The sequence below is a fragment of the Aeromonas sp. R2-2 genome (assembly GCF_040908355.1).
In the GTDB taxonomy this organism is placed as follows: domain Bacteria; phylum Pseudomonadota; class Gammaproteobacteria; order Enterobacterales; family Aeromonadaceae; genus Aeromonas; species Aeromonas veronii.
This window is the reverse complement of sequence record NZ_JBFODQ010000046.1, coordinates 66,743-80,723: the sequence shown is the minus strand read 5'-3', so window position 1 is coordinate 80,723 and position 13,981 is coordinate 66,743. Positions and strand designations below refer to the sequence as shown.

Here is a 13,981-nt window from a genome sequence, read left to right as displayed (position 1 = left end):
GGTAAGAATCCTCAGGCGGTTTTACGCAGCAGGCCGTGTTTTTTCAGGTGAACCAGCAGGATGGAGATGGCAGCCGGGGTGATGCCGGAGATGCGGGAAGCCTGACCGATGGTCTGCGGCTTGGCATCGTTCAGCTTGGCTTTCACCTCGTTGGAGAGGCCGTTCACCTCGCGATAGTCCAGATCCAGCGGCAGCAGGGTGTTCTCGTTGCGCAGCTGCTTTTCCACTTCATCGTGCTGACGCTCGATGTAACCGGCGTACTTGATCTGGATCTCAACCTGTTCGGCCGCGGCAGGATCGGTCACGGATGGGCCGACCCCTTCGATGGCCATCAGCGCATCATAGGTCACCTCGGGGCGACGCAGCAGCTCTTCCAGACTCTGTTCGCGGGTCAGCGGGGTGTTGACCAGGGCGTTGACTGCCTCCAGTGACGGGTGTTGCGGGTGGATCCAGGTTGAACGCATGCGCTGACGCTCCAGCTCGACCTGTTCCATCTTGGCGTTGAATTTGCTCCAGCGCTCGTCATCCACCAGACCCAGCTCGCGACCGATGGCGGTCAGACGGATATCGGCGTTGTCTTCCCGCAGCAGCAGGCGATATTCGGCGCGGCTGGTGAACATGCGGTAAGGCTCGCGGGTCCCCAGGGTGGAGAGATCATCCATCATCACGCCCATGTAGGCCTGATCCCGACGCGGGTTCCAGGGATCCTTGTCCTGGGCACGCAGGGCCGCGTTCAGACCGGCCATCAGGCCTTGTGCCGCCGCCTCTTCGTAACCGGTCGTGCCGTTGATCTGGCCGGCGAAGAACAGGTTTGGAATGCACTTGCTCTCCATGTTGGCCTTGAGATCCCGCGGATCGAAGAAATCATATTCGATGGCATAGCCGGGGCGGGTGATGTGGGCGTTCTCGAAGCCGCGCACGGAACGGACGATCTGCACCTGCACGTCAAACGGCAGGCTGGTAGAGATCCCGTTCGGATAGAGTTCGTGGGTGGTCAGACCTTCCGGCTCGACGAAGATCTGGTGCGCCGTCTTGTCGGCGAAACGGGTGATCTTGTCTTCGATCGACGGGCAGTAGCGCGGGCCGATCCCCTCGATCACCCCGGCGTACATGGGGCTGCGATCCAGGTTATTGCGGATCACTTCGTGGGTACGCTCGTTGGTGTGGGTGACGTAGCATGGCACCTGACGGGGATGCTGGCTGGCATCGCCAATAAACGAGAAGACCGGACGAGGATCGTCGCCGTGCTGTTCCTGCATGACGGAGAAATCGACGCTGCGGGCATCGATGCGCGGCGGTGTGCCCGTCTTGAGACGATCGATGCGCAGCGGCAGTTCACGCAGGCGCTGGGCCAAGGCGATCGAGGGAGGATCCCCGGCACGACCGCCCTTGTAGTTTTCCATCCCGATGTGGATCAACCCGTTCAGGAAGGTACCGACCGTCAGCACAACAGTCTTGCCGCTGATGCGGATCCCGCTCTGGGTGACCACACCGGCAACACGATCCCCGTCCATAATCAGATCGTCACAGGCTTGCTGGAAGATCTTCAGGTTCGGGTAGTTCTCCAGCATCTGGCGAACGACGGCCTTGTAGAGCAGGCGATCCGCCTGGGCACGAGTGGCTCGCACTGCCGGGCCCTTGGAGGAGTTGAGGGTGCGGAACTGGATCCCGCCAAGATCGATGGCACGCGCCATGATCCCGCCGAGTGCGTCAACTTCCCTGACCAGGTGTCCCTTGCCGATCCCGCCGATCGCCGGATTACAGGACATGTGTCCCAGCGTATCGATATTGTGGGTCAGCAACAGGGTGTTCATGCCCATACGGGCTGCCGCTGTTGCTGCTTCGGTTCCGGCATGACCGCCACCGACGACGATCACATCAAATTGTTCATGGTATTGCATTGGGATCACCTTGATCTGCACGCCTGAAGATCTTTATTTGCCTGGGCTAAAGGGCGGAACATTCTATCTGTTTCGCGTCCTGAGGGGAACGTCTACTTAACGTTCAGTATGAAGGGAGGATCCACTAATTAGATCTTAAGGATCTTTAGATCGATCTTTTACTGGATCTCTTATTAGGATCCGCCCTTTCTGTTGATAAGCACTTTTTGATCATAAAGATCATTAATTTAAGGACGATCCTAGCTTGTGGAAAAGCTTGGATCCTGGCCCGGTGAACGAGGGGATAACCAGGACTTTTATACACAGAGGTCTGTCGGTCTGGATCTAATACATGGATAACTATAGGTTTTGCAGAGCTTTACACCGTAGTTATGCACATTACCCCTGGGCGTTGTGGGTAACCTTGTAGAACAACTCCCTCGGATCAATCTGTTAATAACATGGTGGATAGTCGATCTGGGGATAAGTGGGGAGATCAAGTTTTTTTTCAGGATCTCCCGCACGCTGATCAGGCGATCATCGTCATCCAGTCGCGGATCCACACTTCTGCGGCATCTTCGGGGATCTCGTGTTGGGTCACATCGATGTCGAGCCGCTCGCCGATCCGGCTGGCACCGCACTCGGCCAGCAGCCGATCCAGCGTCTTGCCACCCTGGCAAAAGGTGTCATAACTGCTGTCACCAAGGGCGATCACGCCATATTTCAATGAATTAAGATCCGGATGCTGCTCGGCAAGATCCTTGGCGAAGGGTTGCAGGTTGTCGGGCACATCCCCGGCACCATGGGTGGAAGTGACCACCAGCAGGATGGATCCCGCATCATCCAGCACCTCTGCCAGCTTGGCCGGGTTGTGGATCCGGGTCTGGTGGCCAGCCTGTTCCAGCAGGTTGGCGACGTGGTCTGCGACATATTCGGCGGCGCCCAGCATGGAGCCGACGACGAGATTGAGTTTGGCCATGGAATGGATCCTGATTTCAGACAAAGAAACGGAAAGCCGGATTCTACCGCCAAAGGGTGTGGATAAATATGGATAAAGCTTGGGGATAATGGATCCAGTCAGATAATGCCGCCGGATCCATCCCGTCGATCTTTTTTCTGCTTCTTTATATTCCTCTTCATTTTCTTCTCCACCCATGGCTCTCCTGATGGCTCCCGTCTCCCGCGAAATCCTGCCAACGATGCAGATAGATAACAATGTAGATGCAAATGATTAGCAATTATTGAATCGATTCGATCACGGCTCCTGTAGTAGGATTGCGCTGCTTTATTCGCCCATGGAACAGGGTGATGTCGTGACAAACGACCACAAATAACAATTAAAACAACATAACTCATTGATAAACGAGACTTTAATATGATTGCGCAAAAATACACTACAGGACCCGGCAAGAAGGGCGCCTTCGGCGTGCTTTCGCTCTCCGGTTTGCTCGTCTCCCTGCCGCTGATGGCCGAACAAACCACCGCTGAGCTGCCCAAAGCCAGCGAAACCATGGTGGTGACCGGTACGGCCATGAAGGTGGAAGTGCCGATGGCCGAGACGCCTCGCGCCGTCTCCGTGGTTAATCGCGAGGAACTGGATCAGCACGCCGTGTTGCAGCTGGATGAAGCGATTCGCTACCGTTCCGGCGTATTGACCGGCCTCTATGGCTCAGACAACAACACCGACTGGTTCAAGGTGCGTGGCTTCGATGCCGCCTCTTATCTGGATGGCAACCGCTTGTTTGGCACCGGCTACTACGTCTGGACGCCGGAACCGTTTGGTCTGGAGAGTGTGGAAGTGCTGAAGGGGCCAGCCTCGATCCTTTACGGTGAGGCGCCTCCGGGCGGGGTGATCAATGCCATCAGCAAGCGGCCGACCGCCACGCCGCAAGGGCAGGTGGATCTGCAGCTTGGCAGCCGGGATCATCGTCAAGTCGGGGTGGACGTATCTGACGCGCTCTCCGACAACAGCCGTTACCGCATGGTTGCTCTTTATAAAGAGCGTGATGGGGTGCTCACCGGCACCTACAACGATCGGGTTTATCTGGCGCCCAGCGTCACCTTCGATCTTTCGGATCGTACCAGCCTGACCCTGCTGGCCAGCTTCCTGCACGACGAAGGGGTCCCGACCAACGGCTTCTTCCCGGTCTATGGCACTCTGAATACGTCAGGTGGCCAGATTGATCCCTCCACCAACCTGAGCCAACCGGATTACGATCGCAACCGCAATACCCAGATCTCCACCGGTTACGAGCTGGCCCACCAGCTCAACCAGACCTGGGAGTTCAAGCAGAACGTCCGCTTCAACTACAACGATCTGCTGTTGCGCCAGACCTATATCTTCCCGACCTATGAAGGCACAACCGCCAGTCGTGGCCTGGTTTACCGCGATGGCAATACCAAGAGTGCCACCATGGACAACCAGATGGTGGGCTACTGGAACACCGACAGCACGGAGCAGACCTTGCTGCTGGGGGTGGATCTGCAGCGTCACGTCAATGAAGGGGTCGAGGCCGACAACTACGGTATGGGCTCCATCAATACCATGAACCCGGATTACAGCGGCTTCCCCGGTTTTGACGAATCGACCGCCACTCACCAGAAGAGCAGCAAGGGCCAGAGCGGCCTCTATGCCCAGCACCAGATCCGCTGGGACGATCGCTGGTTGCTGACTGCCGGTGGCCGTTTCGACTATGTGGAGACCCACAATACCAATACCAGCAAGGACGAGCGCCAGTACGATCACGAGCTCTCCCTCTCGGGCAGCCTGATGTATCTGGCTGACAACGGCCTCTCTCCCTACTTTGCCTATGCCGAGTCGTTCGAGGTGCTGCCGGGGATCGATCCTAACACCCGAAACTCCTACAAGCCGCTCAAGGGCAAGCTCTACGAGACCGGCGTGAAGTATGCGCCTGCCTTCCTCGACGGTTACATCAATCTGGCGCTGTTCGATCTGGCCCAGACCAACTCGCTGGTCTCTACCGGTTCCGGCCAGCAGACCCAGGCGGGTGAAGTGACCTCTCAGGGGGTTGAGCTGGAAGGGAGCGTGCAGGTGACCGATGCGCTGCGTCTGACCGCTGCTTACACCTACACCGATGCCAAAACCAACGACACCGGCAGTGGCGATCGCCGTGCCAGTCTGATCCCGCGCCACATCGCCTCCTTCTGGGGCAACTACAAGGTGCAGCAAGGGGTGGCTTCGGGTCTGGAGCTGGGTACCGGTGTGCGTTATATCGGTTCCAGCGTGGGTATTGGCGCCGTGAATGCGGACTACACCCCCATCTACGGCTCTGCCGAGGTGCCAGCCCATACCGTGTGGGATGCGATGATCGGGTATGACTTTGCCAAGAACTGGCGTGCCCAGCTCAACGTCAACAACCTGCTGGGTGAAACCTACGTGGCCAGTTGTGACTACTACTGCTACTACGGCGAGCCGCGCAGCGTAGTGGGCAGCATCAACTACCGCTGGTAATCGAAGTCGGGCGGGAACCGGATTCCCGCCCTTCTTTTCACCCGCAGTTGTTCTGATCTCTCTGGAATACCGGTCCGTTATGGAACTCTTATCTCTGGTTTATCGCCAATATCGTTGGCCCTTTATCGCCATTACCCTGCTCAGTCTGCTCAGTGCCGTCAGCGGGATTGGCGTCATTGCCTTTATCAATCAGTCTCTTATCGAATCTATAGGTGATCCGCTGCCGATCCTCGGTCAGCTGGTCGGCCTGATTGTGCTGCTGCTGGTGATCACACTCGGATCTCAGCTGGCCCTGACCACTCTCGGTCACCATTTTGTCTACCGGTTGCGCGGCCGTCTGCTCAAGCAACTGCTGGATACCGATGTCGCCCGCATTCGCCAGATTGGTCAGGGGCCGCTGCTGGCCTCCCTCTCCAGCGATATCGGCCAGATCACCATTGCCTTCGTGCGCCTGCCTGAGCTGGTGCAGGGGCTGGTGCTCACGCTGGGTTCTGCCCTCTATCTTGGCTGGCTCTCTCCTGCATTACTCGGGGTGACCGCGCTCTGGGTCACGATTACCATGGTGGTGGGCTGGTTGCTGGTGAACCGTGTTTATCGCCATCTCTCCCACATGCGTCAGGCCGAAGATCGGCTCTATCAGAACTATCAGGCCATCATCGCTGGCAGCAAGGAGCTGGCGCTCAACCGCGAGCGGGCTCACTTCGTCTATCACCAGCTCTATGAGCAAAATGCCCGTGACTATCGCCAGCAGATCATTCGCGCCGACACCTATCACCTGAGCGCGGTGAACTGGTCGAATATCATGATGCTGGGGGCGATCGGTCTGGTCTTCTTTCTGGCCAACGGCCTTGGCTGGGCCAACACCAATGTGGCCGCCACCTTCGCCCTGACCCTGCTGTTCCTGCGCACCCCGCTGTTGCAGGGGATTGGCGCCCTGCCGACCCTGCTTGCCGCTCAGGTGGCGTTCGACAAGATCGCCGCCCTCAATCTGGCCGAGCCGGATGCGGACTTCCCGCTGCCGCCCGCCATCCGCCCCTGGCAGCATATCGAGTTGGAGCAGGTGAGCTTTCACTATCAGGGGGAGGGCGGCTTTGCCGTCGGCCCCATCGATCTGGTCATCGAAAAGGGGGAGCAAATATTCATCATCGGCGGCAATGGCTCCGGCAAGTCGACGCTGGCCATGCTGCTGACCGGCCTTTACCAGCCTGTATCGGGCCGGATCCTGCTGGATGGTGAGCCGATCACCGATCGCAACGGCTATCTGGCGCTCTTCTCTGCCATCTTCACCGACTATCACCTGTTCCAGCACCTGCTGGGGCCGGAACCCAAGGATGAGCTGGTGGCCGAGTGGCTGGAGCGGTTGCAGATGGGCAGCAAGCTCACCATCGAGGATGGCTTTATCGCCGATATCGATCTCTCTCAAGGGCAGCGCAAGCGGGTCGCCCTGCTGCTGGCGCTGGCCGAGCAGCGCGAGGTGATGCTGTTTGACGAGTGGGCTGCGGATCAGGATCCCCAGTTCCGCCGCATCTTCTATCAGGTGCTGTTGCCGCGCCTCAAGGAGATGGGCAAGACGGTGATTGCCATCAGTCACGACGATCACTACTTCCCGCTGGCCGATCGCCTGCTGGAGATGCGTCAGGGCCAGCTCACCGAACTGACCGGCGTGCGCCGCGCCGCAGTGAGCCGTGATGCGATCGCCCATCTGGATTGCGAGGTGCCGGTTTGATACCGGCACCGATGAGACTGGCGGCAAGCCAGCACAGGAATTGCTTATGTTCGAGATGAAATCAGCCAGCTTCACGGTCAATGATCGCACGCTGCTGTACCCCACCGACCTGCGTTTCGAGCAGGGACAGGTCTATGGCCTCATCGGCCACAATGGGTCGGGCAAATCGACCCTGCTCAAGCTGCTGGCACGCCAGCAACCCCTCAGCGACGGCGAGATCCTGTTCGATGGCAAGCCGCTGCCCGACTGGGGCAATCGGGAGTTTGCCCGTCAGGTGGCCTATCTGCCCCAGCATTTGCCGAGCGCCGAGAATCTGCTCGGGAGGGAGCTGGTGGAGATGGGCCGCTACCCCTGGCGCGGCCTGCTGGGCCGGATGGGGGCGGAGGATCACCGTCAGGTCGATCGGGCCATCGCTCTGACTCATACCGAACGTTTTGCCGATCGGTTGGTGGATACCCTCTCCGGCGGCGAGCGGGGCAGGGTCTGGCTGGCGATGCTGCTGGCGCAGGAGAGCCGCTTCATCCTGCTGGACGAGCCGCTGGCCGCGCTGGATGTGGCCCATCAGGTGGAGGTGCTGACGCTGGTCAAGCAGTTGAGCCGTCAGCTCAACCTTGGGGTCATCATCGTCATTCACGACATCAATATGGCCTCCCGCTTCTGTGATCGGCTGGTGGCGCTCCACTCAGGGCGCCTGCTTACCCACGGCAAACCTGAGGGGCTCATGACCAGTGAGACCCTGCACGCCATCTATGGCATTCCGATGGAGGTCATTCGCCACCCGGCTCATGCTCATCCCATCGCCATCGTCTGACCGGGGGGCTCTCTTGAACCGTTTATTTAAGAAAATGGCACCCTGCCTTATCAGCCTGCTGCTGCCACTTGCGGCGCAGGCCGACACATCTCCGAGCGCCTCTGCACCGCTACCCCGTATCGCCACCGTCGACTGGACCATAGCCGAAACCCTGCTGGCACTCGGGGTGACGCCGCTGGCCGTTGGGGATGCAGGCCCCTATCAGGCATGGGTCGGCGAGCCACGGCTACCTGCCGGAGTGGTGGATATAGGCCTGCGCACCCAGCCCAACCGTGAGCTGCTGGCGGAGCTCAAACCCGATCGCATCCTCATCTCGCCGCTGGCGGCCCCGCTGGTGCCAACTCTTTCCCGCATTGCACCGGTGAGCACCATCGCCCTCTATGATGGGCAAACCGATCTGTGGCAGCGGCTGCACGAGGTGACCCTGACCCTCGCCCGCATGGTGGACAAAACCGCCGAGGGCGAGCGGCTGCTGGCCGGGCTGGATCGGGATCTCGCCAGAATGCAGGCCAGATTGCCTGCGGATCTGCCGCCTCTGCTGGTGGCGCAGTTTATCGATGAGCGCCATGTGCGGGTGTTTGGTCGCCACAGCCTGTTCGATGCGGTGATGACGCGGCTTGGGCTGCGTAATGGCTGGCAGGAGCAGACCAATGACTGGGGTTTCTCGGTGGTCAGCATCGAGCAGTTTATGACCTTGCCAACCGCGCGGCTGGTGGTGGTCGATCCCATCCCGGTAGGGGTGAGCGAACGGCTGCAGGAGCCTGGGCTGTGGCAGCATCTGCCGCTGGTACGGCAGGCGCCCGTGCTGCATCTACCTGCGGTCTGGAGTTTTGGCGGCGTACTTGCAGCCCGTCGTTTCGCCGGTCTGCTCAGCGATGCATTGCTGCAAGATGCCGAGCGTATGGAGGCGAGCCGATGAAGCGACTGCTCACATCGCCGCTGCTGCGGCCGGTCTCGATCCTGCTGGGGTTGACCCTCTTGCTCGCGTATTGGGAGCTGGCTCGCCAGCTGCCCGGTGCGCTCTGGTGGCAGAGCCTCTTTGCCCCCAATCTGGATGATGTCAGCCAAGCGGTGGTGCATTTCAGCTGGCTACCCCGCTTGGCGGTCACCCTGCTGGCCGGGGCGGCGCTCGGGCTGGCGGGCACCCTGATGCAGCAGGTGCTGCGCAACCCGCTCGCGTCACCGACCACCTTGGGGATAGCCTCCGGTGCCCAACTGGCGTTGATGATAGTGACCCTGTTTGCCCCCTCCTGGTTGCTGTTGGGGCGGGAGTGGATCGCCATGGCCGGTGGCAGCCTCGCGATGGCACTGGTGTTTGCCCTGGCCTGGCGTCGCCAGCTCAATCCGGTGGTCATCGTCTTTGCCGGGCTGGTGATCAACCTCTATCTGGCGGCCATCAGCATGGGACTCTTGCTGTTCTTTCAGGAGGAGCTGAAAGGTTTGTTGGTGTGGGGCAGTGGCTCGCTAGTGCAGAACAGCTGGAGCGGGGTGAGTTACCTGTTGCCCCGCCTGCTGGCAGCCGCTTTGCTGGCCGCAGTACTGGTGCGCCCGCTGGCGGTGCTGGAGCTGGATGATGCCAGCGCCCGCAGTCTGGGGGTCTCCCTGCAGCATCTGCGTTTTGCCGGACTGGGGCTGGCGGTGTTTGTCACCGCTTGCGTGGTGAGCGTGGTGGGGCTGATCGGCTTTATCGGGCTGGCCGCACCCGCCATGGTGCGGCTGCTCGGGATCCGCCAGCTCGGCCAGCGGCTGTTGTGGGCACCGATCCTCGGCGCCCTGCTGCTGGCGGCGACCGATCTGCTACTGCAGAGCCTGAGCCGCTTCTGGCCAGTCTTGATCCCCACCGGCGCCATGACCGCCCTGCTGGGGGCGCCGCTGCTGCTCTGGCTGATCCCGCGCCTGGGTATCAAGTCGGGTACGCCGAAGGCTAACGCCGGCCTGCTGGTGGCCCGCCATCCGGCACCGGCTCGCCTTATTGGCCTGTTGTTGGTCGGGCTGCTGCTGGCCGTGGTCGCCTCCCTGCTGGTTGGGCAGGGAATGACGGGCTGGAGCTGGCCGAGCTGGCTCCGCTGGCAGGCCCAACTGGAGTGGCGGCTGCCGCGCACTCTGACGGCGGGGGCGGCTGGCGTGCTGCTGGCGCTGGCGGGCACCCTGTTGCAACGGGTCAGCAACAATCCTATGGCGAGCCCGGAGCTGCTGGGGGTGAGCGGCGGCACCTTTATGGGAGTGATTACCACAGCGCTGCTGCTGCCCGCGTTGCCTCTGCCGCTGATGCTGGCCGGTGGCTTGCTCGGTGCCTTCGGCTGCCTGTTGCTGCTGGTGGTGGTCAATCGCAAGCACGGCTTCCAGCCGGAGCGGATCCTGCTCTCCGGTATCGCCATCACGGCACTGTTTGAACCGCTGCAGGCCATTGCACTGGCCAACGGCGACCTGCGGGTGCAGCAACTGCTCTCCTGGATGTCCGGCTCCACCTACTACGTCACCCTGCCGGTAGCCTATGGGTTGGTGGGGCTGGCGCTGTTGATGCTGGCCGCCTGCCTTTTGGTGAGCCGCTGGCTCGATCTGCTGCCGATGGGTAGTGCTGTCGCGACCGCGCTTGGCATTCGTCTTAATCGCGCCCAGCTCGCCATCCTGCTGCTGGTGGCCGTACTCACTGCCAGCGCCACCCTGGTGGTGGGGCCGCTCTCGTTCGTCGGTCTGTTGGCGCCACACATGGCCAAGCTGATGGGGCTGGTGCGGGCACGCTGGCACCTGCTTGGGGCCGCCGCTTCCGGCGCCCTATTGATGGTATCGGCTGACTGGGTCGGTCAGCAGATCCTCTTCCCGCAGGAGGTGCCGGTCGGGCTGGTCTCCACCCTGTTAGGGGGCGCTTACTTCATGTGGTGCCTGCGCCGCCTCTAGGTTTGCGGACAAAAAACGCACAACAAAAAGCCCGGGATGAGCCCGGGATGAGCCCGGGCTTTTTATTGTTTGCCGAACCGGCTTACTTGCCGATGCAGAAGCTGGAGAAGATACGACCCAGCAGATCGTCGGAGCTGAATTCGCCGGTGATCTCGGAGAGGGACTCCTGCGCGAGGCGCAGCTCTTCGGCCACCAGCTCGCCAGCCACGAACACTTCCAGTTGCTCTTTGGCCACCAACAGGCGCTCGGCTGCACGCTCCAGCGCATCCAGATGGCGGCGGCGGGCCATAAAGCCCCCTTCGGTGTTGCCCTGGAAGCCCATGCAGGCTTTCAGGTGCTCGCGCAGGGCAGGCAGCCCCAGCTCGGTCTTGGCGGAGATGCGGTAGACGGCGTGGCCCTGCTCCTGGCTCGGTGCCAGATCCTCGCCGGTCAGGTCGGCCTTGTTGCGAATGACGGTGAGGCCGATGTTTTTTGGCAACCGATCAACAAATTCCGGCCAGATCTCCCGCGGGTCGACCGCGTCCGTGGTGGTGCCATCCACCATAAACAGCACCCGATCTGCCTGTTCGATCTCGGCCCAGGCTCGTTCTATACCGATTTGTTCCACCTTATCCTGGGTGTCGCGCAGACCGGCGGTATCGATGATGTGTAGCGGCATGCCATCGAGATGGATATGCTCGCGCAGCACATCGCGGGTGGTGCCAGCGATCTCGGTGACGATGGCCGACTCACGGCCCGCGAGGGCATTTAGCAGGCTTGATTTGCCGGCGTTGGGACGACCGGCGATCACCACCTTCATCCCTTCCCGCAGCAGGGCGCCCTGTTTGGCTTCCCCGCGCACGTCGTCCAGCTCGGACATGATGGCGTAGAGGTCGCCCGCCACCTTGCCGTCGGAGAGGAAGTCGATCTCCTCGTCCGGGAAGTCGATGGCCGCTTCCACATAGATGCGCAGCCGGATCAGGCTCTCCACCAGTTGCTGGATTTTGCTGGAGAACTGCCCCTGCAGGGAGTGCATGGCACTGCGGGCGGCCTGTTCGCTGGAGGCTTCAATAAGGTCAGCGATGGCTTCGGCCTGGGCCAGATCCAGCTTGTCGTTGATGAAGGCGCGCTCGCTAAACTCGCCGGGGCGGGCAGGGCGGATGCCATCGATTTTCAGAATGCGGCGGATCAGCATGTCCATGATGACGGGGCCGCCGTGGCCCTGCAGCTCCAGCACATCCTCGCCGGTGAAGCTGTTGGGTGCTTTGAACAGCAGGGCGATGCCCTGATCCAGTACCTGGCCTTGCTCATCCTTGAACGGCAGATATTCGGCGTAGCGCACCCGCGGGAGCTTGCCGAGCACTATCCCGGCGACCTGTTCGGCGGCGGGGCCGGAGACCCGGACTATGCCGACGCCACCACGGCCTGGCGCGGTGGCCTGGGCCACGATCGTATCTGTTGTCATCTTGCTTGGCTCGTTTGTTCGCTGATAGGAAAACGTAGTGGGAGACATTGTAATAAAAAAGGCGGCCCGAAGGCCGCCTCTTTTGTCATCACGGGAAGATTAGCTGCGTGAATGCAGTCCTTTCTTCTCCAGCTGACGATAGATGATGGTCTGCTGGATGATGGAGATGACGTTGCTCACCAGCCAGTAGAGAGTCAGGCCAGCCGGGAACCAGAGGAACATGAAAGTGAAGATGATCGGCATGAACTGCATCACTTTCTGCTGCATCGGGTCGGTTACGGTGGTCGGGCTCATCTTCTGCAGATACCACATGGAGGCACCCATGAGGATTGGCAGCACGAAGAAGGGGTCCTTCACTGACAGGTCAGTGATCCACAGGGCAAACGGCGCGTGACGCAGTTCAACGGACTCCATCAGTGCCCAGTAAAGGGCGATGAAGATCGGCATCTGAACCAGGATCGGCAGGCAGCCACCCAGCGGGTTGACCTTCTCCTTCTTGTACAGCTCCATCATGCCCTGAGACATCTTCTGGCGGTCATCGCCGAAGCGCTCGCGCAGGGCCGCAATCTTGGGTTGCAGCATGCGCATCTTGGCCATGGAGGTGTACTGGGCCTTGGTCAGCGGGAACATGATGCCGCGCACCAGCAGGGTCAGCATGATGATGGCCAGACCCCAGTTCTGGACGAAACCGTGGAACACGGTCAGCAGCCAGTGCAGCGGTTGGGCGATGAACCACAGCCAGCCGTAGTCGACGGTCAGGTCGAGGTGGTTAGCCACCTTGGCCATCTGGTCTTGCAGCTTGGGACCGACCCACAGCTTGCTGGTCACTTCAGCCTGTTGGCCGGCAGCCACGTCAACCAGCGGCGCCTTGTAACCGATGATGGCCTGGCCTTTGCCCGGGATCACACGGCTGTAGAAGCTGTTGGTATCGTCGGCATTCGGTGCCCAGGCAGAGACGAAGTAGTGTTGCAGCATGGCGACCCAACCACCCTTGGTGGTCTTGTTCAGGTCGGCATCCTTCATCTCGTCGAAGGTGTACTTCTTGTAGCGGGTATCTTCAGTGGAGAAGGCACCACCACGGTAAGCGCTGGCTACCATGGCATGACCTTCCTGATCCTTCGGCGTTGCTACGGTCTGCTTCAGCTGACCATAGAACTGCACCTGAACCGGCTCGGCAGATTTGTTGTCGATCTTGTAATCAACGCCAACGGCATAGTCGCCACGCTTGAGGATGAACTCCTTGGTGAAGACCACGCCTTTGCTGTCGGTCCAGGTCATCGGGACGACGACTTGATCCTGACCATCGGCCAGCTGATAGCTGGTCTGGGCGGCTTCATAGGTAGGACGACCTTCGGCCTGACTGTCCGGACCGTTGCGACCCACCAGACCGCTCTGGGCGATATAGAGGTGCTCAGGCTGGCTGGTCAGCAGCACGAACGGTTGGTCCTTGCCCTCTTCCAGTTTGTGAGACAGCAGTTCGGCAGACACGACGTCACCACCCTGGGTATCCAGGGTCAGCTTGAGCACGTCAGAGGAGACGGTGATCAGCTTGCGTGCGGCAGTCGCGTTGGCTTGCTCGGAAACCTGAGGAATATCACCGGTCTGACCGGCTTCAGGTACGAAATGTTCGGTTTGGGCCACGGTAGTCGGGGCCGGCTTCGGAGCCTTGTCGGACTCCCACTGTTGCCAGAGCAGAAAGCTCACGAACAGCAAACCGATCAGGAGTAGATTGCGTTGTGATTCCATAGTC

At 60.6% G+C, this 13,981-nt stretch carries 9 protein-coding genes; 5 read left to right on the top strand and 4 right to left on the bottom strand.

Annotated features, from left to right (window positions below; all coding sequences use genetic code 11):
* Nucleotides 1–11: 11 nt before the first annotated feature.
* Nucleotides 12–1,901: a tRNA uridine-5-carboxymethylaminomethyl(34) synthesis enzyme MnmG gene (gene mnmG, locus AB5Z09_RS08575; RefSeq protein ID WP_058056584.1), complete on the bottom strand. Its 1,890-nt coding sequence runs from the start codon at nucleotides 1,899–1,901 to the stop codon at nucleotides 12–14.
* 508 nt (nucleotides 1,902–2,409) lie between these two features.
* Nucleotides 2,410–2,859 carry an FMN-binding protein MioC gene (gene mioC / locus AB5Z09_RS08570; protein ID WP_033138545.1) on the bottom strand — a complete coding sequence of 150 codons (450 nt, stop codon included), beginning with the start codon at nucleotides 2,857–2,859 and terminating at the stop codon, nucleotides 2,410–2,412.
* 396 nt (nucleotides 2,860–3,255) lie between these two features.
* Between mioC and AB5Z09_RS08565 the strand changes: the two genes are divergently transcribed.
* The 5 genes from AB5Z09_RS08565 (at nucleotide 3,256) to fhuB (ending at nucleotide 10,787) form a co-directional block, all read left to right on the top strand.
* Nucleotides 3,256–5,352, top strand: a complete 2,097-nt coding sequence (locus AB5Z09_RS08565) for a TonB-dependent siderophore receptor (protein ID WP_346215505.1) — start codon at nucleotides 3,256–3,258, stop codon at nucleotides 5,350–5,352.
* 79 nt (nucleotides 5,353–5,431) lie between these two features.
* Nucleotides 5,432–7,078, top strand: coding sequence for a multidrug ABC transporter permease/ATP-binding protein (locus AB5Z09_RS08560; RefSeq protein WP_368195063.1), 1,647 nt, complete (start codon nucleotides 5,432–5,434; stop codon nucleotides 7,076–7,078).
* 46 nt (nucleotides 7,079–7,124) lie between these two features.
* Nucleotides 7,125–7,889 carry an ATP-binding cassette domain-containing protein gene (locus AB5Z09_RS08555; RefSeq protein WP_368195062.1) on the top strand — a complete coding sequence of 255 codons (765 nt, stop codon included), beginning with the start codon at nucleotides 7,125–7,127 and terminating at the stop codon, nucleotides 7,887–7,889.
* A gap of 34 nt (nucleotides 7,890–7,923) precedes the next feature.
* Nucleotides 7,924–8,808 carry an ABC transporter substrate-binding protein gene (locus AB5Z09_RS08550; protein WP_368195077.1) on the top strand — a complete coding sequence of 295 codons (885 nt, stop codon included), beginning with the start codon at nucleotides 7,924–7,926 and terminating at the stop codon, nucleotides 8,806–8,808.
* Entirely contained in the window at nucleotides 8,805–10,787 is a 1,983-nt protein-coding gene (fhuB, locus tag AB5Z09_RS08545; protein WP_368195061.1) for a Fe(3+)-hydroxamate ABC transporter permease FhuB, read from the top strand. Before AB5Z09_RS08550 ends, fhuB begins: the two co-directional genes overlap by 4 nt.
* 82 nt (nucleotides 10,788–10,869) lie before the next feature.
* Here the strand turns inward: fhuB and mnmE are convergent, their stop codons facing one another.
* A complete protein-coding gene (gene mnmE, locus AB5Z09_RS08540; RefSeq protein ID WP_019445516.1) occupies nucleotides 10,870–12,231 on the bottom strand; it encodes a tRNA uridine-5-carboxymethylaminomethyl(34) synthesis GTPase MnmE in 1,362 nt (453 codons plus the stop codon).
* Nucleotides 12,232–12,330: 99 nt separating this feature from the next.
* Nucleotides 12,331–13,977 carry a membrane protein insertase YidC gene (gene yidC, locus AB5Z09_RS08535; RefSeq protein WP_111900872.1) on the bottom strand — a complete coding sequence of 549 codons (1,647 nt, stop codon included), beginning with the start codon at nucleotides 13,975–13,977 and terminating at the stop codon, nucleotides 12,331–12,333.
* Between the last annotated feature and the right edge of the window lie 4 nt (nucleotides 13,978–13,981).